Origin of the sequence: Nocardiopsis mwathae (assembly GCF_014201195.1) — a bacterium.
GTDB lineage: Bacteria > Actinomycetota > Actinomycetes > Streptosporangiales > Streptosporangiaceae > Nocardiopsis_C > Nocardiopsis_C mwathae.
In genome coordinates this window covers 648696-675522 of record NZ_JACHDS010000001.1, presented here as the reverse complement: position 1 = coordinate 675522, position 26827 = coordinate 648696, and the positions used below count along the sequence as shown (strand labels likewise).

Below are 26827 nucleotides of genomic sequence, written 5' to 3'. Positions count from 1 at the left end.
ATCCGACCCTCCGAGCCGCATCGAAAGGCTCCGCCATGACGATCGAATCCACCGGAGACCGGCCTGAAGCGGCCGGTTCGCTCGGCGGCCCCGGCACCGCGCCGCCCCCCACACCCTCCTCCCCCGTCTCCGCCGACGAGCCCGACCACCTCGTCCTGCAACCGCGCGACGTCCACTTCGACTGGTCCGAGCTGGACCTGCACTGGATCCCCGGCGAGCCGTTCGCCACCCACGTCATCAACGTGCTGCACCTGCTCCTGCCCGAGGGCGAGCGCTGGTTCGTCGAAGTGTTCAAGGAAGCCGTGCCGCTCATCCGCGACGAGAAGCTGCGCGAGGAGGTGCTCGGCTTCATCGGCCAGGAAGCCGTGCACGCCGAGGCGCACGCCGGGGTGCTCGACCACATGGACGCCCACGGGCTCGACCCCGAGCCCTACGTCGGCCAGGTCGCCTGGATGTTCCGCCGGCTGCTCGGCGACCGGGGGCTCACCGGGCCCCGCGCGTCTGCGTGGCTGCGCTCCCGCCTGGCGCTCATCGCCGGGATCGAGCACATGACCGCCGTCCTGGGCCAGTGGGTGCTCGACGCCGAGGGCCTCGACCGGGCCGACGCCGACCCCACCATGCTCGACCTGCTGCGCTGGCACGGCGCCGAGGAGGTCGAGCACCGCGCCGTCGCCTACGACCTGTTCATGCACCTCGACGGCCGGTACGGCAAGCGCGCCATCGCCATGGTCGTCGCGACGGCGGCGATGGGTGCCCTGTGGGTGCGCGGCGTGCGCTTCCTCATGGCCAACGACCCCGTGCTGCGCAGGACCGTCAAGCCCCGGGTGCGGGACATGCTGCGCACCGGGCGGATGGGGCTCACCCCCAGCCTGTGGCAGCTCGCCCGCTCGATCCCGAGCTACCTGCGACCCGGATACCACCCCTCCCAGCACGGGTCCACCGGCCAGGCCGTGGCCTACCTGGCGAGCTCCCCCGCTGCCCGCGCCGCCGGACACTCCTGACCCCGCCCCATGATGCCGCCGCATCCCCGCCGATCTCGGCGCGGTGTGCGCGGGACACCGGCGATCATGCGGTGCACTCCGCTGGGACCGACGCACTCGGACGGGCGGCATCGCCACGCACCGGGACACGAAGAAGAGAAGACCTCCGACGTGAAACACAGCGAAGAGAAGTACGCCGACCCGCCCTACCCGCGCGACCGCCGGGGGCGTCCGGACCGGTTCTACCGGACCCTCGACCGGCTCGTCCCCGCCCTGGAGCGGCTGTCCGCGATGATCGGTCCGGCATCCGACCCGACCCCGGTCGACCGCGACCTGGCGGTGCGCGTCTCCCGGATCGACCGGCCCGCCGACGGGGTCGCCGCACTGACGCTGGAGGCGGCCGGCGGCACGCCGCTGCCGACCTGGCAGCCGGGGTGCCACGTCGACGTCGTCCTGCCCTCAGGACTCGTCCGGCAGTACTCGCTGTGCGGCGACCCCGGCGACCGCGCCCGGTACCGGATCGCGGTGCGGCGCATCCCGGGCGGCCGCGGCTCGGGCGAGGTGCACGGGCTGGCCGAGGGCGCGCGGCTGACCCTGCGCGGGCCACGCAACGCCTTTCCGTTCCCCCGCTTCGAGCGGTACCTGTTCGTCGCCGGAGGCATCGGCATCACCCCGATCCTGCCGATGGTGCGGGCGGCCGGGCGCCTCGGCGCGGACTTCCGCCTCGTCTACACGGGGCGCTCCCGCGCGAGCATGCCGTTCCTCGACGAGGTGGCGGCGGTACCGGCGGCCGGGGGCGGCCCCGGGCCGCGGATCGAGATCCGGCCCGACGACGAGTTCGGCCCTCCGGCCGCCGAGGACCTGGTGGCGGGGATCGCACCGGGGACGGCGGTGTACGTGTGCGGACCGCCGCCGCTCATCGAGGGGGTGCGCGGCGCCCTGCCCGACCTGCCCGGGCTCCCTCTGTTCTGGGAGCGCTTCTCGCCGCCGCCGATCACCGACGGCGCCGCCTTCGAGGTCGAGCTGGCGCGCTCGGGGCAGGTGCTGCGGGTCCCCGCCGACCGCACCGCGCTGGACGTCATCGCCGAGGTGCGGCCGGAGACCCCCTACTCCTGCCGCCAGGGGTTCTGCGGCACCTGCCGGGTGCGGCTGCTGTCGGGGGAGGCCGACCACCGCGACCGGCCGACCGGGGGTTCGTCGCGGCGGGAGGAGATCGCGATCTGCGTGTCGCGTAGCGGGGGAGGGCGGCTGCGCCTCGACATGTGAGAGAGCCCGGCCCGAGATTCCGCCACAAGCGGATACCGTGCCAGGTGCAGGAGGACGGCGCAGTGGCGCGGACGCGGAACATGCGTCCGGGTCACCGGACAGGGCAGAGGTCGTGGCAGCGAGATGGTGAGGCACGAGGCAACCGAGGGCGGCGCAGCAGCGGGACGCCGCCCCCGCCGCATGTCCCCCCACGAGCGCCGGGCGGACCTCATCGCGACGGCCCTGCGCGTGTTCGCGGAGCGCTCCCCGGACAGCGTGACCCCGGAGGACATCGCCGAGGCCGCCGACGTCTCGCGCACCCTCGTCTACCGCTACTTCCCGAACATGGCGGAGCTGCGCACGGCCGCGCTGCGCAGCGCGATGGACGAGCTTGCCCCGCTGCTGGTCCCGCCGACCGACCTGCCGCTGCTGGAACAGCTCCGCACCGCGCTCCGGGCCTTCATCGACTTCGCCGACCGGTACGCGCCCGCGTATGTGGCCCTGCTGCGCGGCGGATCGAAGGTCGCCAGCGACCGCACCGAGTCGGCCATCGACGAGGTCCGCGACCAGGTGCTGCACCTCCTGCTGCAGCGCTCCGGCATCGATCGCCCCTCGCCCCGCGTGCTGCTGGCGATGCGCTGCTGGATCTCCTCGGTGGAATCCGCCCTGCTCATCTGGCTGACCGAACGCCCGATGTCGGACGAGGAACTGGCCGACTGGCTCCTCGACCAACTCCTCGCCATGCTCGGCGCCTCGGGCGCCGGGGACGTCGAATTGCAGGCGCTGACCGCGACCATGGGTTCAACGGACAGCTAACTGTGGGTCCTTCAACGATCGCGCCTGTAGATCTCTCGCCGGTGGCCGAGGCTGATGGCCTCGATGATCAACACGTCGTCATGCAGCTCGTAGATGATCCGGTCGTGACCGACCCGAATCCGGTACTCACCGCGCCCGCCCACGAGCTTCCTTACACCCGGCGGCCGTGGGTCATGCGTCAGGGCATCGATGGCTTTCCGAATTCGGACAACGGTTTCCCGAGGGAGTTCGCGTAGGGCCCGCGCCGCGGCCGGACTGAACTACGCACTCCGCGTCATACGCCGAGTTCCTCCCACAGTCGCTCTGCGGGAATCCGTTCCCCAGGCTCCTCGCGAGCCGCCTCGGCCGCTGCGATATCGGCCGAGTCCTCCAGCGCCTCGATCACGGATGCACCCGCTGCAGCGACATCCGGCGGCACGATCGCGGCCGGACGGCGACCATCGGCGTGGGCGGTGTCGACGACTTCGGGTTCCTGGACCGGCTCGGGTAGTTGCCGGGAAACCTCTTCGATCGGCAGCTCACCCATGTTCTCGGCGTAGCCGCGATACTCTCCCCATATCCGGTGGACGGGAGATCGGCGGGGATGGCACCACGGATGAGGGCCGACTCACGCCGCGGCACCGCCGCGGGCGCGTCGCGAGTGCTCGCGGGACGGACGAGCCAGGCGGGTGCGGGCGGCGTGGGTGGCCCGGGTGACGGGCTCGGTGCCGAGAGCGGCGCCGAGGCCCTGGGTGGGGACGTCGACGTACAGGGCCTCGTATCCCCGGCCGCTCGCCTCGGCCTGCGGGGTGCCGATCTCGTAGGTCTCGTGCCAGATGCCGACCGAGCCGTCGCGGTCGCGGTGGAAGTCCCGCCAGATGCCGCTGTGCGTGCTCGCCCGCGCGTAGCGCATCAGCGCCTCGGTGCTCTCCCAGTACTGGACGACGGTGGTGCCGCGCGGGCTCAGCAGGGTCCGGGAGTGCAGCAGCCCCAGCGCCGGGTCGGCCTCCAGCTCGACCTGCATCCTGCGGAAGTCCCGGACCGTGCGCAGCCAGCGGTGCGGCTTGTACCAGGCGTTGACGTGCAGGCCGAGCAAGAAGACGGTGAAGCTCTCGCGGGGGCGGTTGGTGGTCCGGCCGTTCGTCGGCTGCGGGGCTGCGGTGTCGTGTGTGTCGTTCACGGTCAGGCCTCTCTTCATGGGCACGGGCGGCCGCACGGGCCCACCGCCAGATTGGATAGTTTCACTCTCCAATATTGGAGAGTAGTACTATCCAATCGACGCATGCAAGAGGCGGGAGGCACATGCGGATCTCCGAACTGAGCCGGCGCAGCGGTGTTCCGGTGGCGACGATCAAGTACTACCTGCGCGAAGGGCTGCTGCCGAAGGGGGAGGCGACCTCGTCCACGCAGGCCGTCTACGGCGAGACCCACCTGCGGCGGCTCCGGCTGGTGCGGGCGCTGGTGGAGGTGGCCGACGCTCCGCTGGCCAAGGTCCGGGCCGCGCTGGAGGCGATCGACGACCCCGACACGGACGTGCACACCCTGCTCGGCTCCGCCCAGCACACGTTCCACCCCGACGTCCCGGAACCCGGCACCGACGACCCCGGTGTCCGGGATGCCGAGGAGCGCACCGACGCGCTCCTGGCCGAGCTCGGCTGGCGGCTGATCCCCCACTCCCCCTTCAAGAGCGAACTGACCCGCGCCATCGCGGCCATGGGGCGGCTGGGGCGCCCCGTCACCGACGAGATGCTGCGGACCTACGCGGCGGCCGCCCGTACGGTCGCCGAACAGGACGTGCGCGCCCTCGACCCCGCGGGGTCCCGCGAGGACATGGTCGAATACGCCGTGGTGGTCAGCGCCGTGATGGAGCGGGCGCTGACCGCACTGCGCCTGCTCGCCCAGGAGGACGCGTCCGCGCGGCTCTTCGACCGGGGCCGCTGCCCGGAGAAGCGGCCCCCGGGCACGCGGGAATGACCGGTCAGCCGCGCGCGGCCGGCTGCGCCCCGCTCGCGATGGCGGCACGGTTGAAGAAGTTGATCAGGCCGGTCGCCGCGACGAGCGCGGCGATCTCGCGGTCGGAGTAGTGCTCGGCGACGGCCGCGTACACCGCGTCGGAGACGCCACCACCCAGCTCGGTCACCGCGTCGGTCAGCGCCAGCGCCGCCTGCTCGGCGGCGGTGAAGTGGTCGCGCGCCTCCCGCCAAGCGGCCACCAGGAGGACGCGCTGCTGGGACTCGCCCGCCTTCACCGCCTCGACCGCGTGCATGTCGAGGCAGTACGAGCACTCGTTCAGGTAGGACGCGCGGAGCTTGATCAACTCCAGGGTGGTGTGGTCGATCGTCTCACCCAGCACACCGTGGATGTCGAGCAGGCTCTTGAGGACGTCGGGCAGTTCGTGCAGGGCGTTGACGCGTGCGGGCGCTGCGGTCGGGGACATGGAAGTACGCTCCCTGGGTCGTGGTCGGCTCGCCCGGTTCTCCGGGACTCGACCACAGGGACCCCGCGCACGACCGATCCGTGACAGCGCGGCGGTGTGACGTGACCCACGCCCCGGTCGGCCGGTGCGGCGTCACCGGTCGGCCGCGAGCCGCTCCGCTTCGTCCCGGACCTCCGCGGCCTCGGCGGGGAACCCCGCCTCCTCGAACACCGCCACGGCCGCCCGGCGGCTCCGCTCGGCCTCCGCGAACCGTCCGGCGCCCGCCCGGGCCCTGCCCTGCTGGCGGAGCGCCCGCGCGTACTCGTGCGGCAGCCCCAGGCCGGACGCCGCCGCCACCGCCCGGTCCGCCAGCTCCAGACCCGCCGCCGCGTCCCCGGCGCCCGACGCGACCTCGGAGAGCAGCCGCCACGACCACGCCCGACCGGCGAGATCCCCCAGCTCGGTGAAGAAGGCGAGCGCCCGGTCGACCTGCTCCCGGGCCGCATCCGGCCGCCCCGACCTCAGCAGTACCTCGGCGAGGAAGAGGCGCAGGTGGGCGGTCATGTCGGGGTCGCCGAGCCCCTGGGCCAGCTCCAGGCTCTCCGCGATCGACGCGTGCGCCGCGGACAGCTCCCCCATGGCCTGGTGCAGACGGCCCCGCTGCAGGACGGCGGCGAGCCGGGACCGCTCATCGGCCCCGGCACGGGCCAGGGCACACGCCCGGTCGAGGACGGTGACGGCCGCGTCGAACGCGCCCGCGCGCCGCTCGATCGCACCCAGGGAGCACAGCACATCGAGCTCGCCCCGCGCGTCGCCGGCCTCCGCCAAGTGTGCCAACGCCTGCTGGTGGCACCGCCGCGCCGCGTCCTGCCGCCCCTGCCACTCGTGCATCCACCCGATGCCGTGCCAGGCGTGCCCGCAACCGGCGGTATCGCCCGCGCCCGCGAAGCCGTCGCGGGCCCGTTCGAACTCCTGGGCGGCCTCGATGAACCGGTGCTGGCGGACGCGCAGCAGCCCCCGCTGCAGGGTCAGCACCGCCTCGGCATGCGGGTCGGCCGCCGTGCCCCGGCGCAGCGCGGCCGCCCCGATGCCGTTGGCCCGGTCCCACTCGGAGAACCGGGCGCGCAGGTCGCAGAAGGCGGCCGACGCGGCGGAGATCCGCACCGCCTGGGTGTGCAGCCCGAAGTCCGCGCACTGCTCCAGCACCGAGCGCAGGCTGTGCCACTCCGCGTCGAACCACGCGGCCGCGTCGCCGTCCACCACGCGCTCCCCCACCGTCCGCGCGGTCGCTCCGACGGCCGGCGGGGCGTCGTGCATGCGCGGCCCGTGCTGCGACATGGCCACGTTGGCGCGCTCCGCCAGTTCCCGCCACACGTCGGCCAGGGCACCGATCCGCTCCTCGGGCCGCTCCCCCGCCGCAGCCTCCCGACCGAAGACCCGCAGCAGGTCGTGCAGCCGGTACCGGGCCTGGCCCAGGGCGTCACGGCCCACGTACTCGACCAGGCGGGCGTCGACCAGCGCCTCCACCAGGTCCTCCGCGCGGTCCGGTGCCATGTCGAGCAGGGGGGCGGCGACCCATGCCGGGAAGTCCGCGGCGTCCTGCAGCGACAGCAGCCGGAACGCGCGCTGCTCGGCCGTCTCCAGCCCCTCGTAGCTGGAGGCCAGGCTGGTGCGCACGTCGAGGTCGCCCACCCGAAGCTCGTCGAAGCGGCGCCGCTCGTCGGAGAGGCGGGCCGCCAGCTGGGACAGCCGCCAGTGCGGGCGCGCCACCATCCGTGCCGCCGCCACCCGCAGCGCCAGGGGGAGCCGACCGCAGTAGTCGGCGATCTCCGCGGCCGCCTCCGGCTCGGCGGCCACCCGGGCCTCGCCGACCGCCGAACGCAGCAGGCGCACGGCTCCGGCGGGCGACAGGACGCCGAGACGCACCACCCGCGCCGCGCCGAGGCCGGCGAGGGCGCCGCGGCTCGTCACCAGCACCGCGGAGGCGGGAGTGCCCGGAAGGAGCGGCCTGACCTGCGCCTCGTCGGCCGCGTTGTCCAGGATGACCAGCACCCGGCGGTCGGCCAGCCGCTCCCGGTACAGGTCGGTGCGGTGGTCCAGGGAGGGCGGAATCGCGGCTCCGGGGGTGCCGAGTCCGCGCAGCAACCGGTCCAGTGCGTCCTCGGGCCGCACCGGGTGCGAACCGGTGCCCCGCAGGTCCAGGTAGAGCTGGCCGTCGGGGTACCGGTCGCGGACCAGGTGCGCCGCGTGCACCGCCAGGCTGGTCTTTCCCGCGCCGCCGGGGCCGGTGATCGTCCACTGCACGGCGCAGGACCGCTCCGCGTCCAGACCCGCGCGCAGCAGCTCGACCTCGCTCTCGCGGCCGGTGAAGTCCGCCACGTCGGGCGGCAGGTGGCAGCTCCCGCCCGACCGCGGCGTCGCCTCCCCGACCGGGGGCCGCTCGGGGTCCGCGAGCGCCTGCGCCGACTCGACCGGGCCGCTCGGGGCGGTCGGGCCATCCGGTTCTCTCGGGTCGGTCGAGGCGGCGAGGACCTCCATGTGCAGCTCGCGCAGCTCCACGTTGGGGTCGACGCCGAGCTCGTCGGCGAGGACCTCCCTGGCCCTGCGGTAGGCGTCCAAGGCCTGGGCCTGGCGCCCACTGCGGTGCAGGGCACGCATGAGTTGCGCCCAGAAGCCCTCGCGCAGCGGCTGCTCGACGACCAGCAGGCCGAGCTCGTCGATGAGGGAGTCGTGCCGCCCCAGCTCCAGCTCCACCTCGTTGCGCCGCTCGACCGCGGCCCAGCGCAGCTCGTCCAGGCCGGCGGCGACCGCCCGCAGGCGGTCGGACTCCAGGCCGGCGAGCGCGGGGCCGCGCCACAGGCCCAGTGCCTCCGCCAGCAGCCCGGACTCCTCATCCCGGGCGCCCCGCGCGGCCGCCTCCGCCACACGCGACCGCAGCCGGTGGAAGCGGGCGACGTCCACCTGGTCACCGGCGACGCGGATCCGGTACCCGCCCGAGGCGGTGTCGATGAGTGAGTCGTCGCCGCCCGCGCGCAGGGCGCGCCGCAGCCGCATCACGTGTGCCTGCAAGGTCCCCCGTGCCCCGCCCGGCGGTCGCTCCCCCCACAGGGTGTCGATCAGCTCGTCCGCCGCTACGACGTCGCCGGGGCTCAGCAGAAGAGCCGCCAACAGCACCTGCTGCTTTCCGGAGCGCAGGGCGAGCGGTCTGCCGTCGTGGCCGACCCACAGCGGACCCAGCAGACGGAACTCCCACCGGCGGTCGACGCCCATCGTCGTGGTCACGCTCCTCGCGTCTACCGACACTCCTCCATCGGCCCCGAGCACATGGCCACTGGGCGCAAGAACTCTAACCGAGTCCTTACCTGACGGCACAGGCGGTGAGTCAGCGAAGAGTCAGCGGGGCCTGCTAGCCGCGCGTCGATCCCGACGAAGTCCCTGTTCAGCGGCGATGGAGCCGGTTCGCGGGCGCCGCGGCCTCGCGGGGCCGACCCCCGTGCGGCGCGCTCGGCGGGAAGATCCTTCCGTGGGCTTCCGGCGCGGATCGGCGGGCACGTCAGCGCCCGTTCACGGCCGAGTCAGCGGCACCGTGGAGTGTGGGGTTCCGCAGGGCGACGCCCCGCCCGCGCATCCCCACACCGCGCGGCCCCCGGACACGTAAGAAGCACGATGAACAAGCTCCTCAGCAGGCTCGGAGCCACCGGCGTCCTACTCGCCGGCTCGCTGGCCTTCGCCACCCCCGCCGAAGCCGCCACCAACCCCTACACGCCGCAGGGTGTGTGCGGTTCGGGCTACAGGGAGATCAACCGGCACGTGGACCGCGGGTCGATCGTGTACCTCATGTACAACGGCAGCTCCAACTGCGTGGTCACGATCAAGACCACGAACATCGGCAAGGTCACCGAGACCTGGGCGCGGCTGGACGTCCAAGGCGAATCGACCCAGCACGACAACAAGAAGCCGGGCTACAAGTACTACGCGGGACCGCTGAAGGCCCCGGCCAAGGGCAAGTGCGTCCGGTGGGGCGGCGGCCAGGGCACCTACTGGGTCAGCGGCTGGAGCCACTGCGGCTGACGCGCGGCTTGCGCGCCCCCTTCCCCTCCCCTTTTCCCCATCGCCGCGCCGCCGTGAACGGCGCATCCCCCGACATGCCCATCCGCCCGGTGCCCGGCACCGCGCGGGCGGGAGAGGACGGACCTGTGCACACCACACTTCGAACATTCCTGGCCGGAGCGGTCGCCTGCGCCGGGCTCGCGTTCGCACCCCTCACGGCCCCGGCCGCGGCGGCGTCGACCACCAACCCCTACACCGCCTCGGGTGTCTGCGGCTCAGGGTTCACCGAGATCAACAAGCGGTCCGGCAAGGGGTACGTCACGCACCTGATGTACAGCGGCCGCACCGGTGAGAACTGCGTGGTGACGCTCAAGACCACGAAGGTCGGGACGCCGTCGTACGTCTATGCGGCCCTCGCTCGGCAGCAGCCCTTCGACGCCGTCGAGGACGGGCGGAGCACCTACCGGTACTACGCCGGCCCGGTGAAGCTCAAGGCCGCCGGAACCTGTGTGCGGTGGGGCGGCGGCACGCACGACGACAACTTCTGGACCGGCTGGCAGCACTGCGGCTGACAAGGCGCAGTGCGCAGCCGATCCGGTGCGGTGCGGCGGGGCGCCTCCACGGGGCCGAGGCGTATTCCGCGGCGCCGCACCGGATCTCCCGGGCACAGCCCGGGTTACCTGCTCCTTTTCCTCATCAACAACGGAAAGAGATACCTATGAGAACGGCAACGGGCCGAATCGTTCGACGCCTCGGCGCCGTGGTCGCGGCCACGGCCATCGCCTCCACCACCGTGATCGCCGCCACCTCGGCCGACGACATGGCGATGGCGTCGATCAACCTGCGCACGCCCTTCGACTGCGGGCAGACGTGGACCGCCAAGACCTACAGCGGACACAACCCGCAGAACGCGGTGGACTTCCAGCGCTCCAACGCGCTCAACCAGAACGTCCGCTCCAGTGCGCCCGGGACGGTGACCACGGTGGCCGACCTCGGGAACAGGAGTTACGGCAAGTACATCGTGATCGATCACGGCGGCGGTGTGACCACGCTGTACGCCCACCTCAACTCGCAGAGCGTGAAGAAGGGCGCCAGGGTCGGCACCGGGACCGTCATCGGCAAGGTCGGCAGCACCGGCGGGAGCACCGGGCCGCACCTGCACTACGAGCAGCGCCGGAACGGCGCCGTGCAGCGGGTCGTGCTCAACGGTGTGTCCGTGAAGTACTACGGGTCGACCACGATCAAGAGCAGCACCGGCTGCTGACGCGTCCGACCGATCCCCTGCGGTCCGCGGGGCCGTCCGTGGCAACGGGCGGCCCCGCCGCCTTTTCCGCTCGGCGGTCCGCCGGGAGGGCGGGGCCGGGGTGTGCCGGGGAAGCGCGGTCGGCAGGCGGACATGGAAAATGGAAAAAGGCCCCCACCCGCGAACGGGTGGGGGCCTTCGGTACCCCCGAGCGGATTCGAACCGCCGTTACCGCCTTGAGAGGGCGGCGTCCTAGGCCACTAGACGACGGGGGCCTGTGAAGCGCGTGGGACTTACCCTATCGGAGTCCGAAGGGTGAATCGTCCCGATTCGGCCGATCGCCGAAGCGACCGACCCCAGAAAAAAAGCCCCCACATGGGTGGGAGCTTCTCCCTGTTGCGTACCCCCGAGCGGATTCGAACCGCCGTTACCGCCTTGAGAGGGCGGCGTCCTAGGCCACTAGACGACGGGGGCCTACCGGACCGGAGACCCGGCCCGCTGCGCCTCCGGAACTCCGGAGGCCGCTCGCTGGGGTACCAGGACTCGAACCTAGACTAACTGAACCAGAATCAGTCGTGCTGCCGATTACACCATACCCCAGTGCTTTCGTCGGGGGCCGGTCCCTTCCGGGCCCTGCTCCCCTCGGCGCAGGAACTACATTAGCGGACATCTGGAGTGCTCGCGAACTGAGAGAGGGGGCGCCCGGGTGTGCGCCCGGCCACCCCCTCCGGCGGCGCGATCGCCTACGACTCCGCGCCATCCGTCGCGGCCCCCGCGGCGGCGTCGGCCGCCTCCAGCTTCGCCAGGGCGGCTCGCAGCCGCTCCTGGACGCGCTCGCGGCCGAGGAGCTCCAGGGACTCGAACAGCGGCAGGCCCACGGTGCGGCCGGTGACCGCCACACGCACCGGCGCCTGGGCCTTGCCGAGCTTGAGCCCCAGCCCGGCCCCGGTCTCCTCCAGCGCCGCCTTCAGCGCCTCGGCCTCCCACGCCAGGCCCTCATCGGCGAAGCGCTCCAGCGCGGCGGTGAGCATCTCGGCGCCCACCCCCGGCTTCATCGCCTTGCTCCAGCTCTTGGCGTCCTCCACCGGCTCGTCCAGGAACAGGAAGTCGACGTTGGGCACGATCTCGCTGAGCACCGCCACCCGGGACTGCGCCAGCGGCGCGATCGCCCGGAACACCTCCTCGTCGTAGTTCTCGGCCGGCCACGGCGCCCGCTCCGGGGCCAGGTAGGGGCGGCACCGCCCGACGAACTCCTCCACGTCCAGCGCGCGGATGTACTCGCCGTTGAACGCCCGCAGCTTCTTCTCGTCGAAGAACGCACTGGAGCTGTTCACATCCGAGATCCTGAACAGCGGCTCCATCTGCGACCACGGCATGATCTCGCGGTCGTCGCCCGGCGCCCAGCCCAGCAGCATCAGGTAGTTGACCATCGCCTCGGGCAGGTAGCCCTCCTCCTGGTAGGACTCCAGGGCCACCTTGTCCCGGCGCTTGGACAGCTTCTGCCGCTTCTCGTTGACGATCACCGGCAGGTGCGCCCACACCGGCGGGGTGTGGCCGAGCGCCTCCCACAGCAGCTGCTGCTTGGGGGTGTTGGACAGGTGCTCCTCACCGCGGATCACCTCGTTGATGCCCATCTCGACGTCGTCGACCACGTTGGCCAGGACGAACAGCGGCGAGCCGTCCGCGCGGGCGATCACGAAGTCCTCGATCGAGCTGTGCTCGAACTCCACCCGGCCGCGGATCCGGTCGTCGACGACCGTGGGGCCGCCCTCAGGGACGCGGAAGCGCATCGCCCGGCCCGGCCCGGGCTCCAGGCCGCGGTCGCGGCAGAAACCGTCGTAGCCCAGGTACGGGTTGTCCCGGCGCTCGGCGACCTGGTCGCGGGTGCAGTCGCAGTAGTAGGCGCGCCCCTCCTTGAACAGGCGCTGGGCGGTGTCGCGGTGCGCCTGGGCGTAGTCCGACTGGAAGTAGGGGCCCTCGAAGTGCGGGTCGTCCTTGCCGATGCCCAGCCACTCCAGGGCGCGGATGATGCCCTCGGTCCACTCGGGCTTGTTGCGCGCGGCGTCGGTGTCCTCGATGCGCAGCACGAACTTGCCGTCGGCTTGCTGGCGGGCCAGAGCCCAGTTGAAGAGCGCGGACCGCGCGCCGCCAACGTGGAACATACCTGTGGGGGACGGCGCGAAGCGCACACGAATCGAAGTCTCAGTCACGGCCCCCAGCCTACTGGGGACACCGGCGGGGACCGGTGGATCAGCAGCTCAGCACGGTGGAGCGCGGCCCCGTCAAGGGCGTTCCACCAGCACCTCCGACAGGGGCTTGCGCCTCAGGTCGGGCACCTCGGCGTCGTCCGCCGCGTAGCCCACCGGGAAGAGGATGTAGGGGCGCTCGTTGGGCGGTCGTTCGCAGATCTCGGTGAGGAACGCCATCGGATTGGGGGTGTGGGTGAGAGTGGACAGGCCCATGGTGTGCAGGGCGGCGATGAACATCCCGCAGGCGATGCCGACGCTCTCGTTGACGTAGTAGTGCTTGCGCCTGGACCCGTCGGGGCGCAGCCCGTACTTCTCCGCGAAGCACACCACCAGCCAGGGAACGGTCTCCAGATAGGCCTTGTCCGAGGTGGTCTCCAGCGGCGCCAGCGCCTCCCGCCAGTCCGGCGGCAGCCGCCCGCCCTCGTAGTTCTCCCGCTCCTCCACCTCAGCGGCCTCGCGCACCCGCTTCTTGGTCTCGGCGTCGCCGATCGCCACGAACTTCCACGGCTGCTGATGCGCCCCGGACGGTGCGGTGTTGGCCGCCCGGACCGCCAACTCGACGCACTCCCGGGGAACCGGCTCCTCACTGAAGAACCGCACGCTCCGCCGCTTGTCCAGCAGTTCGACGAACTCCCGCCCGCGCCGCACCATCTCACCCTCGGGATACCGCTCGGGGCGATAGGAGACGAACGGATACGCATGCCCACGACCCACGAGCGACCTCCGGTGAACGACCGCCGACAGAGCGCACCCAGTCTCACCCGCCGACGTGGTGAGGGCAATACCCGCCGCCGCGATCAGACAGCGCGAATGGAGCCGAGAACGGTGTCGATCTCGCCCCGCTCCACGGCCTCCTCGTGCCAGTACACCCTGAAGACGAGCGGAGCGGCCCCGTCGATCCTCACACTCTGGTACAGCCCCCGCATCCAGGCGACATCGTCCGCCCCAGGGTGCACCACGCGAAGCTTGAACTCATACCGCGCCGCCTCCTCGATCCCGGGAAGCCCTTCCACTCGGACCCACCCTTCGGATCCCAGCGGAATGACCTGCCCTCCCTTGAACTCGTGCGGCAGAGAGTCCAGCACCTCCTTGGCCGAGGCCGTCGCATCGAAGCCGTTCAGCACCTCGATATTCGCACTCGAAAACAACCCGGCGTCAGGCCGGTAGTAGACCCCGGCCAGCGACTCCTCCTGACCAGGTCCTTCAGGAAACTCGGCCCAATACTCCGGAACCGAGAAACCAACCCCTTCGACCTCAACCACCCGCCACGACGCCGGAACCTCGGGGCCCTCCGAAATCATCTCCTCACCGGCGTCAGCAGCAGCCCAAAAATCCATCCTCCCGCCGCCCAAAGGCCCGAGAATCACCAAACCGACCGCCACCACGACACCCGCCACCCCGGCCACCGCTACCCACGACGACGGCCTCCTCAACGACAGCACGATCAGAAGTCCTCTAGCCTTCTCTCGTCTTCCAGCAAGATCGGGTCCGTCCACATGTCTGCACTGATAGGACATTCGAGGCGACCCGACATCAGTGCCTCCAACAGGCCCGTCAAGGACATGTCATGCTTCTTGAATCGCATTTCATCAGTCACCATGACCGGCCACTCGCGCGACTCGCCGCTGGCAACCCAAAACTGAGGACACCCTGAAGAGTCCTCGCCCCATGGAATCAATCCAGGGCTCTCCGGATAAAAGGAGAAGGGAATTCGAACAGCCTGATCACCAGAGTCGTCCGAATGGACAATCGTCGTACCGCCGTCCTCGAACAGCGGACTCACCGCCTCATTAGCATGAGCCACAGCATCGAGAATACCAGATATTTCCATAGATGGATTAGGCAGCATTACAACCAAACGCTCAACCCGCCCTCGCTGAAACCCAGGGGTGTCGTATGCCTCCACTCGAACCTCAACGCGGAAGGAGTCGACACGGTTCGCCATGTAGATGACGTCTTCCGGAAACGTCAAATTAAACTCAGCCTCCAACCGGCGCCACTCAAGGTCCGAAAACCTCACATTTCTTGAAGATAGCCACTCGCTTACCACGCCCTGCATTCCCATACAAGATTCCAATCATAAGACGAATTACTGAAATGGGTAGTGTTCAACGCGCACGCCATCAGCAAAACAGCACCCAAGCACCCGACAGCGGAGTGACCCCTCCCAGTTCCTGACAAGATACTCACTCATCGACATCGGATGCTGATCCCACAGGACCCAGTCAGCCTGAGCAACGACCCTCCACTCGTCAGCTTCCCCGTCGACGTACCAGTAGTATCCTCCCCGATGATTGTCCTTACCCCACAACAGCAACCCCGGATGATTCGGATAGAACTGGAACATGTCCAGTCGCCCACCCATTACCGACGAGTTATGATCTGGAATATACTTCAGCTCCTCATCATCCCCGTCAAAGACGTAACGGAAAATTTCCTCCGTCTCCCGGGTTGCCTCGACAAGATTGCGATGACCGAATATCTTTACTCTCGGATTGAGCAAGAGCAAACAACTCAAACTGAACGCTGTATACCTATTACACAGGTACTTGTAGTCGGACGGCAGCCTCGTGCCGAAATTGCCCTCGATTTCGTCCCAGTCGATCGGGGGCAAGTCAGCGATCTTGGGCCTGCCCAATTTGGAGCACAGTCTCTCCACCCACGTCATATCCATCTCAGTCATCCACAGGGGATCCCCGAACACGGCAGTGCCACCCGCCTTGATACTGCGCCCAGCATCGGACCAGGCACCGACAGTTTTCGAGGCGAAAAGCGGGGGCGTGGGTACTGTCGAGCACGGGACCTGCACTGATGAGACGCGAGCGTGGGCGCGCCAAACTGTCGCTTGCCGGGACGATACGCCCCCATCAACGATGCGAGCCCACCACCACCGAAAGGGGAAGTTACGTAGCGTGACTCGATCTAACTCGCCCGGGGCGCTACCTTCGCAGGCGAGCGAAAGCGCCTTTCAGAAGTTCTCTGTTCTCCACGAGACATTCATCAAGATCCACATCCACGGGGACACGCACAGAAACCTGGCTTGAGGGGGAATCGACCACTGTAACCACCAGCGGGTCGTCGGGGACGACTTCAACCCGCGCAGTACGCTCCTCAGTAGGCCATGCCACAGGCTCCTCATTTTCCAATTCCTGCAGACAGCTACTCCATTCCTTCAGATCACGCACGGACAAACAGAGCCGTACACGCCCTTCAACGAATGAAGATTCCACGATGATCTCGCCAGGGTAGACGAGCCGCCCACGCACCTCATAATCAGGATCTTCATACATACGCGCGGCCACAGACTGGACAGGATCATAGAATCTGAACACGTCGATCCACTTCGAATCAAGAGAGTCAACGTCACCCACAGCCACGACCGCTCCAATTGTAAAATCCGAAACGAGGCGCGAGAAAATGAAATACTTTATCACACCCGCCAACATTGACTTTTCTTCCAGGCCTTCTTCAGTCGATCTCCCTCAGATTCCTTCTAGCCCCCATCAGGCTTCCAATGGGAACTGCTCAATTCCACCCCTGCCGCCCAAGCTCCTCCCACTATAGGTCGAGAGGACGACAACTTTTCAGTTCAGGAGGCATGAGGTCTAGGCGACCCTTTGTGGAGCAAGCGCATTGGCATCGCGTGCAATGGAGGTCAACCGACGACGGCCTGTGAACAGTCGTCTGAAAAGAGCAGTACGTGGGGACTTGCCGCGTAAGGAAACGGGAGAATACGGGAGTAGCGCCAGTTAGCCGAATTAGCACAAATGGCTCGGTCGACGAGCCGATCGGCCTGAGCTGCAATATCATCCCAAGGGAGCAGCCCGATCACTGGGGAGGGAGCTCCTCAAGATCCACGCCACGTGCGAAGGATGAACCCAGCACCCTACATTGAACCCGTCCTTCCAGTCCTCGGACCAGGTATTCGCTCATCGGCATGCGATGCTGATCCCAGATCCAATCCCGATGCTCAGTAATGATTATCCAGTCCTCCGGATTGCCATCAACATACCAATAGTAATTGCCGCCTCCATCATCTTGCCCCCACTTCAGCAACCCTGGACGATGAGGGTAAAACTTGAACATTTCCGCTCGACCCCCCAGAGCTGCGAAGTTATGTTCGGGAATGAATTCTAGAGCATCATCATCCTCATCGTGAGTCTCTAGGAATAGCTCTTCCGCCTCGCGCGTGGCCTCGACTAGATCATTTTTCCCTTTGACATTTAGTCTTGGCGAAAGGATGCACAGGCCATTAAGACTGAAACCCGAGTAACGGTCGCACACATACTTATAGTCCGATGGAAGTCGGGTCTCGTACTTCCGTTCGACAGAATCCCAATCAACGGGAGCCAGCCCCGTAAATCTCGAATCTCCAAGCTTCGCTACCAGTCGCTCAGCCCACATAGCTTTCACCTCATCTCAGCTTAGTAAACGTCGGCTGGCCGAGGACCCCGACACACGCTTCCGTCTACGTACCCTTTCTGGTCCTTGTTCAGAACACAGGCGTCCCATGATGCCCCTCCGCTACTGCGCCCTTGCATATGAACTGCCCAAGGGCGCTCAGATCCCCCTTCATAGACCGGAGTGACAACATAGACGACCTCCTCGTCTTTCCTCAGGAGATTAGTCGTACGGTTCTCAATGGTTCTCATTCCAGAGAGATTCGCCTTTTCATACATAGCAACCAGGTTCTCTGCTGTTCCTGGACCGTAAAAATTGCTAGCGATCAGGTGCGAACTGTGGTCCTGGAATTTGACATATCCCGGCGGCTTGATCTTCGCATCGAATCTCCCGGGATTGAAGTCTCCCTTTCCACAGAATCGACCGACTGCGGTCCCCCGCTGGCCGCTTTCTCGAATAGGAGAGAGCGCAATGGAGCTGATGCACGTGTCCTGTCGTGTGTCATCCGTAGTGGGGGCGCTACCGGAAAATTCCAGGTCAAGCGCCTCCACAGCATCCTCATACTCGGCGTAGTCGCCAAGATCGAAGGTTACCTCCCGAACCACCACCCTCTCCTCGTAAGACGCACGCTCGTCGTCGATCCGCTCCTGATCAGCAAAGGGGTTGCTGAGCGGCGGCCGGGGCTGCGGGGTTCTGAGGATCTTGTCCAGGATCGGCTTGCGTGGATCGATCCTCGGTGCGGGGGGCGGTGCCGGGCGGGAGGGACGCTGGTTCGCGGACCCGCCGCGCCAGGGGCGGGGCCGCCACGAGGGACGGTGGCTCGGTCGGTACGTGGGGCGATAGCTCGGCCGGTAGTAGGGACGGTACTGCGGGCGGTAGCTCGGGCGCGGGCGGTAGGTCGTGTGCGGTCGGACGCTGCCGCGAACGCTCTGGCTGGCCGGCTTGCGGTTCGGCGGCCGCTTGGTGTTCGGGCCCCTGCCGCTGGGGCGCGACGGCCTTCCGCTATTGGGTCGGGAACGGTAGCGGTCGTAGGCCGCCGCGCCGACCAGCGATGCCCCTATCGCGGCGAGAGCTGCGCCACCCGCAGCCTTGGCAGCCGGGATGGCCGGGACCAAGACGAGGGGGACGAAGTGGCCCGTCGGGTCGATCCTGTTGACCGGGTCCGCGTTGCCATAGGTATACCTGTTGAGCTGGACGGACGGGTCCGGTTCCAGGGTCAGGGTGTCGCGGGATGCGAACCTGCCGGTTTCCGGCTGGTACCAGCGGGCGTGCATGTTGACGTCGCCGGTGGCCGGGTCGGTCCATTCGTTTTGGTAGCCGAGGGACTGCTTGGCCCCTTCGCCGGCAGTGACCAAGGAGAGGGCTCGGGCCGCCGCCGCCCTCCTCGAAGAGGCCTGCCTCCACGGTCATCGGTGCGCCATCGATGCGATGGTCGCGGAGGCAGCCCTGCGTCAGCCGAAGCCCGTTGCGATGGTCACATCAGACCCTGACGACATGTCCGGACTGTGCGGTCAGGGAGTCGATCTCATCGCGGTGTGAGCAGACCGCCGCGCTCTGGTCAGTCGCGGGTGGTGACGCGGTTGGTGAGGGCGCCGATCTTTTCGATGGCCACCGTGACCTGGGAGCCCACGTCGAGGGGGCCGACGCCGGCCGGGGTGCCGGTGAGCAGGACGTCGCCCGGCAGCAGGGTCATGAAGGACGTCACGTAGGAGATCAGCGCCGGGATGTCGTGGATGAACTGCGAGGTACGGCCGTCCTGCCTGGTCTCGCCGTCGACCGTGGTGGTGACCCGCAGGTCGGAGGCCTCCTCCAACGACAGGCCGGTCTCGATCCACGGGCCGATCGGGGCGAAGGAGTCGAAGCCCTTGGCGCGGGTCCACTGCTTGTCGGTCTTCTGCAGGTCGCGGGCGGTGACGTCGTTGGCGCAGGTGTAGCCGAAGATGACGTCCTTTGCGCGCTCGCGCGGGACCTCGCGGCAGACGCGGGAGATGACGATGGCCAGCTCGCCCTCGTAGTCGACGCGCTGGGAGGCGGCCGGGTAGAAGATCGGCTCGTTGGGGCCGGTCACGGCGGTGGACGGCTTGAGGAAGACCACGGGCTCGTCGGTGGCCTCGCCGGTGACGTCCTTCATCTCGGCGATGTGGTCGGCGTAGTTCTTGCCGATGCAGACCACCTTGCTGGGCAGGACCGGGGACAGCAGCCGCACGTCCTCCAGCTTCGCGCGCTCGCCGGTGAGCTGGACGTTCCCCAGCAGGGGGTGGCCCTTGAGCCGGGAGATGAACTGCTCCCCGGAGTCCTGGTCGGTATCGATCAGACCGAACCCGACCTCGTCCTCGACCGAGTACCTCGCGATGCGCACGGTTGCCCTATCTGTTGTCCTGCACTTTTCCGGCGTCCAGGCTATCCGCGCCCAGAGGTTCCGCGTGCGCGCGGACACGAGCCCGACAGCACCCTTCCCTTGCCGTTGATCTCGGGTGTACCGACCGAATAGCGGCGGAAATGACGTCGATATCCCCGAGGTCAACGGCAAGGGGCGGTGCCGTGCGGTCAGCAGCGGTGCGGGGAGCCCCGCTCGGACTCGCCATGCCACCACTCGGTCGGCGACGTGACCGAGGTGAGCGGGGCACGTCGCGGCGTCGAGGGCGCGGCCGCCGCCGGTACGAGGCGGTCGGCCGTGGCGGAGGCGGCGGGAACCGATGCGACGAGGTCGTCGACCGCGTGCACCTCGCCGTTGCGCACCGTCCACCGCACCGCCGCCGCGTCGGCGATGTCGGCCAGCGGATCACCGTCGACGATCGCGAGGTCGGCGAGCTTTCCCGCCTCGACCGTGCCGAGGTCGTCGCCGACGCCGAGCCATTCGGCGGCCGTCCGGGTCGACACCGTCAGCGCCTCATACGGGGTGAATCCATAGCGCACCATGGCCCGCATGTTCTGGTGCAGGCTCACCGCGACGTTGTCCAGGGGCGCGTCGGTCCCGCCGATCACGGTGCCGCCGTCGCGGTGGATCTTCAGCAGCATGGCCACGTGGCCCGGCAGCGCCGCTCGGCTGCGGCGGGCCGCCGCACCGTCGCCTCCGGCCGCGTCCGCCTTGCGTACCAGCGCCTCGTACTCCCACGGCGGGAACAGGGCACGCGTTCGCTCGTCCTCGACGAGTGAGCGGTCCTCGGCGTACATCGCCGCGGAGGTGAACAGGGTCGGGGTGATGGGCATCCCGGAGGCGGCGAACAGCGTGGTGGCGTCGGCGTAGGAGCGGCCGAGCGTGCTGACGGTGTGCGAGTAGCCCAGGCGGTTGGTGGCCCCGGTGTGCTCCATCCCGTCCATGCCCAGCTCGACGGCGGGGTAGAGGTAGTGGGAGGTCAGCGGGACGCCTTGGGCGTGCGCCTTCTCGACCGCGTGCCGCTGCATCGCGACCGGCAGCCGCACGTAGGTCTTGATGAGGTCGTAGTCGAGCGCGAAGGCCCGCTCCATCTCCAGGTCGAGCTGGTCGGCGTCCAGGGTCGGCCGCATGAAGTCGTAGTAGACGCGGCTCCCGTCGACCGCCTCGCCGGTCGCGAAGTAGCGCGGTCCGACCTGCTTCCCGGCGTCCAGCGCCTCCCGGGTCTCCAGCATCTGGTAGACGGGGTCGCCGGGGGAGCGGACGGTGGTGATGCCGTAGGCCAGGAACAGCGGCCCCTGCCGCGCACCCCACGCCCGCCCCCGCAGGTGCCAGTGGACGTGCGCGTCGACGAGGCCGGGCATGACGGTGTGCGCGGTGGCGTCGACGATCCTGGCGTCGCCGTCGCGCCCGCCGTCCCCGCCCGCCCCACGGGCGCGGACCTCGGTGATGCGGTTGCCGTCGATGACGATGTCGACGTCGCGGCGCAGCCGCTGTGAGGTGCCGTCCCACAGGGCCCCCGCGCGGATGACGGTGCGGCCGCCGGGTCTGGATCTCTTCCAGGACAGCCGCAGCGGCACGGTCCGGGCCCGCCCGCCCGAGGCAGCGATCCGCCGCAGCCGCCCGTTGTTCAGGTAGAGGAGTGTGCGGGAGTCGCCGCTCCAGCTGGGTGCGTCGGTGACTTCGTCGGTGAGCTGCCGCGCCTCCCCTGTGAACGTTCCGTCGCCGTCGACGTCGGCGATCCACAGCACGCTCTCCATGACGAAGGCCATACGCGTGCCGTCGGGCGACCAGACCGGACCGTCGTCGCCCCGGGTGGACAGCGAGCGGTAGGGGGCCGGTTCGGTGTAGCGGGTGCGCCCCGTCTCCAGGTCGACGGTGAGGATCTGGCTGGTCCCCTCCCGGAAGCGCGTGGAGCGGGGCCGCACCGCCGCGAGGGCGAGCGTGGCGCCGTCGGCCGACCACGTGGGGCGCCCGGGTTGGAACAGCGCGGGCAGCACCTGCCGGGTGGAGCCGTCGTCCAGGTCCAGGATCCACGTGGCGCCGTCTTCGTCCTGGTAGGCGATCCGCCGCCCGTCCGGCGCCCATCTGGGGGTGAGCTGCGCCCCCTCCAGCCGGGTCAGCCGCTCGTCGGTGCCGTCGTCGAGGTGGTGCCGCCACAGCGCCGGGGCACCCTCGCGGTCGCTGGAGTAGACGAGCGAGCGCCCGTCGGGGTGCCAGTCGGGGTCGGAGTTGAAGGCGCCGTCGTCGGCGACGGCGCGCGGCCGACCGCCGACCGGCATCACCCACAGCGCCCCCAGGGCGCGGAACGCCACCTGTGTGCCGTCGGGGGACAGCACCGGCCCGGCGATCCCGCGCACGGGGTGGCGGCCGGTGTCGTCGGGGTCGCGGCGCGGTGGGCGGGGCCGGTGGTCGCGGTAGGGAACGGTGGCGCGGAAGTCGATGTCGGCGGCCCCTCCGCCCGGGTGGCGGGTGCGGATGCGCCCGTCGGCGGTGTAGAGGATGCGGTCGGCGGCCAGCCAGGTGAGGGCGCCGAGGAACACGTCCTCGCCGGTGCCGCTGACCGGTTCTCCGCCGACGACCAGGCGGACCGTGTCGGCGTGGGCGCGGACGTAGGCGAGCGTCTCGCCGTCCTCGGCCAGCGCGGGGGCGTGGACGGTGGTGGCGGGGGCGGCCGGGACGAGCTCCCTGCTCCGCCCGTCGAGGGTGGTCGCGTGGATGCTCTCCCGGCCCTGGACGTAGACGATGCTCCGGCCGTCGGCCGACCAGCTCGGCTCGGCCTCGTCCACGTCGCTGTCGGTGAGCGCCGTCAGCTTCTCGGCTTCGAGGTCGTAGAGCCAGATGCCGTAGCCGTCGCCGCGGTCGGCGGCCAGGGCGATGGTGCGCCCGTCCGGGGAGAATCGGGGTTCGCGGTGGTCGTGCGGGCCGTCGGTGAGGCGCCGCGGCTCGCCGCCGTCCAGGTCGAGGACGTGGATGTGGAAGTTGCCCTCGGCGTAGGCCTGGAAGGCGAGGCGCCGGGAGTCGGGGGCGAAGTGCGGGCGGGTGGCGTCCTGGAGGGGGCCGGTGAGGCGGCGCGCGGTTCCGCCGCCCGCGGGGGCGAGCCAGATGGCGCTGTAGAGGTCGAAGGCGATCCATTCGCCGTCGGGGGAGGCGGTGGCCGAGATGTTGGTGCCCTCGGTGACGGTCGCCTCGGGTCTGTCTCCGCGCGGGGCGGCGCGGGCGGCGGGCGCGGTGGCCAGGTCGGGGCCGAGCAGCCACACCGTGCCGCCGACCAGCGCGGCGCGCCCGGTCACCGCGAGGAGTTCGCGCCGGTCGAGAGAGTAGCGGAGGGAGGGCGGAAGGGCGGGGTGCGCTGATCGGGCGTGGGGTGGGAGGGGTGTGGGGTCGGCGTGGGCGAGGGGGGATGATGGGAGACGATCCATTCACGGCTCCGGGAGTCGCTGGGTGACCGAGTGTGGTGCGGAGGCAACTCTGCTCCGCCTTCCGTGGGGAATCAAGACTCTCGGCAACCCCGCATGTCACGGAGCCGCGCTGCGAGGAGAGGTGACCAGTGGCTTCTGTCGTGAAGTTCAACGTACTGACCGTCCCCGAGGGCGCCGGGGCGACGCTGGAGGAGCGGTTCGCCAAGCGGGCGGGGCTGGTGGAGGGGCAGCCCGGGTTCGAGGAGTTCATGCTGCTGCGCCCTGCCGAGGGCACCGACCGCTACATCGTCTACACGCGCTGGAAGGACGAGGAGTCGTTCCAGAACTGGCTGCAGAGCCGCTCCTTCCAGCACGGGCACGCGCAGGCCGCGGCGGAGTCCGGGCAGGCGGGCCACGGCCACGGCCAGGGCGGTCCGGCCGCGACCGGCAGCGAGCTGTGGGGATTCGAGGTCGTGCAGCACGTCACGGCCGGGCCGTGACGCGGCGGCGGTCGGCGCGGGCGAGTCTCGACGTTCTCCTGACCCGCGCCTGACCGTCGTGATGCCCGTCCTGGACGGTGTTTCTGGGATCCTGGGGGGACATTCACCTCCTCCGCAGGAAGGTCCGCCTCTTGTCCAGGCCCGAAACGGATGAAAAACGCGGGAGACCGGTGGGACGGCACCGCCGTGACCGCTACCGCCTCGAACTCCTCCTCGGTCTCGCCGTGGTCGTGGCGGGGGTCGGCCTGGTCGTGCTCGACGGGCGCGGCGCGGACGACCGCGCCGCGACGACGGCGTCGTCCCCGGCCGAGCCGTCCGCTTCACCGGGTAGGGACGCCGACCCCGGCGAGCGCCGGGCCGCCGAGGAGGACGCCGAGGACGACGGCTCGCGTCCGGTGCTGCTGCGCTCGGTGGAGGACGAGGTCAAGGACGGCAGCGGTGACCTGACGGTGGTCCCCGGCGAGAGCGCGGTCGTGGGCGAGGGGCCGCTCAAGCGCTACATGGTCGAGGTCGAGGAGGGGCTTCCCGGAAAGCCCGAGGACTTCGCGGCCGCCGTGGAGGAGATCCTCGGCGACGAGCGCAGCTGGATCGGGGGCGGGGACCTGTCGATGCAGCGGGTGGACTCCGGGCCGGTCGACTTCCGCGTGACGCTCGCGGCACCGGATACCACCGACGCGTTGTGCGCGCCCCTGCAGACCATGGGCTATGTGTCGTGCCACCAGGGCGGTCGCTCGGTCATCAACCAGAACCGCTGGGTCAGCGGGGTGGACCACTTCGACGACGACCTGGAGACCTACCGGATCTATGTGATCAACCACGAGGTGGGCCACGCCCTCGGCCACGGCCACGTGTCCTGCCCCGGCTCCGGGGAGCCCGCTCCCGTGATGCAGCAGCAGACCCTGGGGCTGGACGGGTGCGCGGCCAGCGGCTGGCCGCACCCCTGATCCCGCGCCGTTCGCCGATTTCTCCGAGGGTCGGGTGAATCCCGGGGGCGCGCGAATTCTCGACCATTGAATCCGGGATCATTGAATTCGATCAGAGCCACCTTCATCCGGAATGCCCGGCGCCGCGGCCCGGGGGCACCCGCCCCCGCCGCCGAACCCGGGAAACCGCGCTGAGCTGCGCGTCAATGTCCCAGCTGATCGGCGTCCACCCATCCGCAGATAACATCGAATTGCAGCGAGCGCAATATCTCAGAACGAATTCCGTGGCCGCTTTCGGCCACTCCAACGCATTTTCTGATCTTGTTACCGGTGCTTTACTCTACGAAGTCGAGTCGTCACCCTCCCCTCCGGAAGGGCCCGATAGGACGGCGCCGGGAGCGGCCGGCAGCCCCAGGGCCCCGCGCCGGCCGTGCCGTCGGGACCCGGCACGGCCGGCGCCACTCTTCCGGACCGCTCCGGCCGCCGGATCCTGACGTCGATCTCGGCGGAAAAGGGGAACGGGTCAGTGGCCCTGCCGCAGCAGGCCATAGGTGACGGCGTCCTCCAGCGCCGTCCAGGAGGCGTCGATGACGTTCTCGCCGACCCCGACGGTGGTCCACTCGCCGCGGCCGTCGCTCGACTCGATGAGCACCCGGGTGACGGCGTGCGTACCGGTGGCGCCTTCCAGGATGCGGACCTTGTAGTCGATGAGTTCGAGGGAGCCCAGCGCCGGATACACCCCCTCCAGCGCTGAGCGCAGCGCGCGGTCCAGCGCGTTGACCGGGCCGTTCCCCTCGCCCGTGGCGATCACCCGCTCGCCCTTGACGTGCAGCTTGACCGTGGCCTCGCTGACGCTCCCGCCGTCGGGCCGCCGCTCGCTGATGGTCCGCCAGGACTCCACCTCGAAGAAGCGGGCGGGCCGACCGACCTCCTCCCGCAGCAGCAGCTCCAGGGAGGCGTCGGCGGCCTCGAAGCTGTACCCGGACCGCTCCAGCTCCTTGACCCGCTCGACCACGCGCCCCGGCACCGCGCGGTCGCCGCCCAGGTCCACCCCCAGCTCCCTGGCCTTGAGTTCGATGGACGCGCGCCCGGCCATGTCGGAGACCAGCATCCGCATGTCGTTGCCGACGAGCTCGGGGTCGATGTGCTGATAGAGGTCGGGGTCGACCTTGATCGCCGAGGCGTGCAGCCCCGCCTTGTGCGCGAACGCCGAGACCCCGACGTAGGGCTGGTGGGTGGCCGGGGCGATGTTGACGATCTCGGCGATGGCGGTCGCGACCCGGGTCGTCTCCGCGAGGCACCCCCCGGGCAGTACCGCGCGGCCGTGCTTCAGCTCCAGCGCCGGGACGACGCTGAACAGGTTGGCGTTGCCCACCCGCTCGCCGTACCCGTTGGCGGTGCACTGCACGTGTGTGGCGCCCGCGTCGACGGCGGCCAGCGTGTTGGCGACGGCGCACCCGCTGTCGTCCTGGGCGTGGATACCGAGCCGGGCACCGGTGCGTCGGGCCACCTCGCTGACGATGCGGGTGATGTCGGCGGGCAGCATCCCGCCGTTGGTGTCGCAGAGGACGACCACGTCGGCGCCGGAGTCGGCGGCGGTGCGCACGACACCGGTCGCGTACTCGGGGTCGTGGGTGTAGCCGTCGAAGAAGTGCTCGCAGTCCACGAACACCCGGCGCCCGTGCTCGCACAGGTGGGCGACGGTGTCGGCGATCATCGCCAGGTTCTCGTCCAGACTGGTGCGCAGGGCCCGTTCGACGTGCCGGTCGTCACTCTTGGCGACAAGGGTGACGACCGGCGCACCGGATTCGCGCAATGCGGCGACCTGGGGGTCGTCGTCCGCCCGCACACCGGGTCGGCGGGTCGCGCCGAACGCGGTGAGTTGCGCGTGCTTCAGCGTGAGCTCTTGTGAAGCCCGCTGAAAGAACTCGGTGTCCTTGGGGTTCGCCCCGGGCCATCCGCCCTCGATGAATCCCACGCCGAACTCGTCGAGCAGCTTCGCGATGGCCAGCTTGTCGGCGACGGTGAGGTTGACGCCTTCGCGCTGGGCGCCGTCGCGCAGCGTCGTGTCGAACACGTGGAAACTGTCGTCAGGCATGGGTCGAACTCCCGCGGGTGGGTTGAGAAGTCCCGGTCGTCGCGGCGGCCGCGCCAACAAAAAAGACCCCCCGTGGACACGAGAGGTCAGCGCGCTGGCGGGTCCGCTTTCAGCCAGCGCGCCTCGAAATAATGATCACCTGAGACGGCATG

General features: G+C 69.6%; 25 protein-coding genes, 3 tRNA genes and 1 pseudogene. 9 read left to right on the top strand and 20 right to left on the bottom strand.

Going from position 1 to position 26827, the window contains the following annotated elements:
* The first annotated feature begins 35 nt into the window (after positions 1-35).
* The 3 genes from HNR23_RS02600 to HNR23_RS02590 all read left to right on the top strand — a co-directional run bounded on the left by HNR23_RS02600 (position 36) and on the right by HNR23_RS02590 (position 3041).
* A complete protein-coding gene (locus HNR23_RS02600; protein ID WP_184073114.1) occupies positions 36-1001 on the top strand; it encodes a metal-dependent hydrolase in 966 nt (321 codons plus the stop codon).
* A 150-nt stretch (positions 1002-1151) separates the two neighbouring features.
* Entirely contained in the window at positions 1152-2246 is a 1095-nt protein-coding gene (locus HNR23_RS02595) for a PDR/VanB family oxidoreductase (protein ID WP_343070394.1), read from the top strand.
* Positions 2247-2426: 180 nt separating this feature from the next.
* On the top strand, positions 2427-3041 hold the full coding sequence (locus HNR23_RS02590) for a TetR/AcrR family transcriptional regulator (protein ID WP_184079760.1): 615 nt from the start codon (positions 2427-2429) through the stop codon (positions 3039-3041).
* 11 nt (positions 3042-3052) lie between these two features.
* Here HNR23_RS02590 and HNR23_RS02585 read toward each other — a convergent pair whose 3' ends face one another.
* The 3 genes from HNR23_RS02585 to HNR23_RS02575 form a co-directional block, all read right to left on the bottom strand.
* The gene (locus HNR23_RS02585; protein ID WP_343070730.1) at positions 3053-3244 is read right to left on the bottom strand and encodes a type II toxin-antitoxin system RelE family toxin; all 192 of its coding nucleotides are present in this window, start codon (positions 3242-3244) and stop codon (positions 3053-3055) included.
* 71 nt (positions 3245-3315) lie between these two features.
* Positions 3316-3567: a prevent-host-death family protein gene (locus HNR23_RS02580; RefSeq protein WP_184073110.1), complete on the bottom strand. Its 252-nt coding sequence runs from the start codon at positions 3565-3567 to the stop codon at positions 3316-3318.
* A gap of 81 nt (positions 3568-3648) precedes the next feature.
* Complete coding sequence (locus HNR23_RS02575) at positions 3649-4200, bottom strand: monooxygenase family protein (RefSeq protein WP_184073108.1); 552 nt, start codon at positions 4198-4200, stop codon at positions 3649-3651.
* A 122-nt stretch (positions 4201-4322) separates the two neighbouring features.
* Between HNR23_RS02575 and HNR23_RS02570 the strand changes: the two genes are divergently transcribed.
* Positions 4323-4994 carry a MerR family transcriptional regulator gene (locus HNR23_RS02570; protein ID WP_184073106.1) on the top strand — a complete coding sequence of 224 codons (672 nt, stop codon included), beginning with the start codon at positions 4323-4325 and terminating at the stop codon, positions 4992-4994.
* Between the two features lie 4 nt (positions 4995-4998).
* Here HNR23_RS02570 and HNR23_RS02565 read toward each other — a convergent pair whose 3' ends face one another.
* Entirely contained in the window at positions 4999-5457 is a 459-nt protein-coding gene (locus HNR23_RS02565) for a carboxymuconolactone decarboxylase family protein (RefSeq protein WP_184073104.1), read from the bottom strand.
* A gap of 132 nt (positions 5458-5589) precedes the next feature.
* A complete protein-coding gene (locus HNR23_RS02560) occupies positions 5590-8718 on the bottom strand; it encodes a BTAD domain-containing putative transcriptional regulator (protein WP_184073102.1) in 3129 nt (1042 codons plus the stop codon).
* A gap of 384 nt (positions 8719-9102) precedes the next feature.
* On the opposite strand from HNR23_RS02560, the gene HNR23_RS02555 reads away from it, so the two are divergent.
* The 3 genes from HNR23_RS02555 (at position 9103) to HNR23_RS02545 (ending at position 10750) form a co-directional block, all read left to right on the top strand.
* Positions 9103-9507: a serine/threonine protein kinase gene (locus HNR23_RS02555; protein WP_184073100.1), complete on the top strand. Its 405-nt coding sequence runs from the start codon at positions 9103-9105 to the stop codon at positions 9505-9507.
* A 125-nt stretch (positions 9508-9632) separates the two neighbouring features.
* Positions 9633-10058 (top strand): serine/threonine protein kinase, encoded by a 426-nt coding sequence (locus tag HNR23_RS02550; RefSeq protein WP_184073098.1) that lies wholly within the window; start codon positions 9633-9635, stop codon positions 10056-10058.
* 146 nt (positions 10059-10204) lie between these two features.
* Positions 10205-10750: a M23 family metallopeptidase gene (locus HNR23_RS02545; RefSeq protein ID WP_184073096.1), complete on the top strand. Its 546-nt coding sequence runs from the start codon at positions 10205-10207 to the stop codon at positions 10748-10750.
* A gap of 181 nt (positions 10751-10931) precedes the next feature.
* Here the strand turns inward: HNR23_RS02545 and HNR23_RS02540 are convergent.
* The 14 genes and pseudogenes from HNR23_RS02540 to HNR23_RS02480 form a co-directional block, all read right to left on the bottom strand.
* Positions 10932-11004 (bottom strand) — tRNA-Glu (locus HNR23_RS02540).
* 126 nt (positions 11005-11130) lie between these two features.
* Positions 11131-11203, bottom strand: a tRNA-Glu gene (locus HNR23_RS02535).
* Positions 11204-11257: 54 nt separating this feature from the next.
* A tRNA-Gln gene (locus HNR23_RS02530) sits at positions 11258-11329 on the bottom strand.
* 143 nt (positions 11330-11472) lie between these two features.
* Positions 11473-12939, bottom strand: a complete 1467-nt coding sequence (gene gltX / locus HNR23_RS02525; RefSeq protein ID WP_184073094.1) for a glutamate--tRNA ligase — start codon at positions 12937-12939, stop codon at positions 11473-11475.
* Between the two features lie 72 nt (positions 12940-13011).
* Positions 13012-13692 carry a nitroreductase family protein gene (locus tag HNR23_RS02520; RefSeq protein ID WP_343070393.1) on the bottom strand — a complete coding sequence of 227 codons (681 nt, stop codon included), beginning with the start codon at positions 13690-13692 and terminating at the stop codon, positions 13012-13014.
* An 83-nt stretch (positions 13693-13775) separates the two neighbouring features.
* A complete protein-coding gene (locus HNR23_RS02515) occupies positions 13776-14420 on the bottom strand; it encodes a hypothetical protein (protein WP_184073092.1) in 645 nt (214 codons plus the stop codon).
* Positions 14421-14422: 2 nt separating this feature from the next.
* Positions 14423-15043 carry a hypothetical protein gene (locus HNR23_RS02510; RefSeq protein WP_184073090.1) on the bottom strand — a complete coding sequence of 207 codons (621 nt, stop codon included), beginning with the start codon at positions 15041-15043 and terminating at the stop codon, positions 14423-14425.
* 24 nt (positions 15044-15067) lie between these two features.
* Positions 15068-15661 carry an SMI1/KNR4 family protein gene (locus HNR23_RS02505; RefSeq protein ID WP_184073088.1) on the bottom strand — a complete coding sequence of 198 codons (594 nt, stop codon included), beginning with the start codon at positions 15659-15661 and terminating at the stop codon, positions 15068-15070.
* A 256-nt stretch (positions 15662-15917) separates the two neighbouring features.
* Entirely contained in the window at positions 15918-16355 is a 438-nt protein-coding gene (locus tag HNR23_RS02500) for a DUF5959 family protein (protein WP_184073086.1), read from the bottom strand.
* A 451-nt stretch (positions 16356-16806) separates the two neighbouring features.
* Positions 16807-17382, bottom strand: coding sequence for an SMI1/KNR4 family protein (locus HNR23_RS02495; RefSeq protein ID WP_184073084.1), 576 nt, complete (start codon positions 17380-17382; stop codon positions 16807-16809).
* A gap of 20 nt (positions 17383-17402) precedes the next feature.
* Positions 17403-17984, bottom strand: coding sequence for a DNA/RNA non-specific endonuclease (locus tag HNR23_RS27355; protein ID WP_343070392.1), 582 nt, complete (start codon positions 17982-17984; stop codon positions 17403-17405).
* 537 nt (positions 17985-18521) lie between these two features.
* Positions 18522-18734: pseudogene (locus HNR23_RS27595) on the bottom strand (RHS repeat-associated core domain-containing protein); the annotation flags it as partial.
* Positions 18735-18937: 203 nt separating this feature from the next.
* On the bottom strand, positions 18938-19738 hold the full coding sequence (locus HNR23_RS02485; RefSeq protein WP_184073080.1) for a fumarylacetoacetate hydrolase family protein: 801 nt from the start codon (positions 19736-19738) through the stop codon (positions 18938-18940).
* Positions 19739-19926: 188 nt separating this feature from the next.
* Positions 19927-23175, bottom strand: coding sequence for an amidohydrolase family protein (locus tag HNR23_RS02480; RefSeq protein ID WP_184073078.1), 3249 nt, complete (start codon positions 23173-23175; stop codon positions 19927-19929).
* A gap of 128 nt (positions 23176-23303) precedes the next feature.
* Here HNR23_RS02480 and HNR23_RS02475 point away from each other — a divergent pair, with 128 nt between their 5' ends.
* On the top strand, positions 23304-23654 hold the full coding sequence (locus HNR23_RS02475) for an antibiotic biosynthesis monooxygenase (RefSeq protein ID WP_184073076.1): 351 nt from the start codon (positions 23304-23306) through the stop codon (positions 23652-23654).
* A gap of 170 nt (positions 23655-23824) precedes the next feature.
* Entirely contained in the window at positions 23825-24598 is a 774-nt protein-coding gene (locus HNR23_RS02470) for a DUF3152 domain-containing protein (RefSeq protein ID WP_343070391.1), read from the top strand.
* Between the two features lie 502 nt (positions 24599-25100).
* Here HNR23_RS02470 and cimA read toward each other — a convergent pair.
* Positions 25101-26675: a citramalate synthase gene (gene cimA, locus HNR23_RS02465; protein WP_184073072.1), complete on the bottom strand. Its 1575-nt coding sequence runs from the start codon at positions 26673-26675 to the stop codon at positions 25101-25103.
* Positions 26676-26827 lie beyond the last annotated feature (152 nt).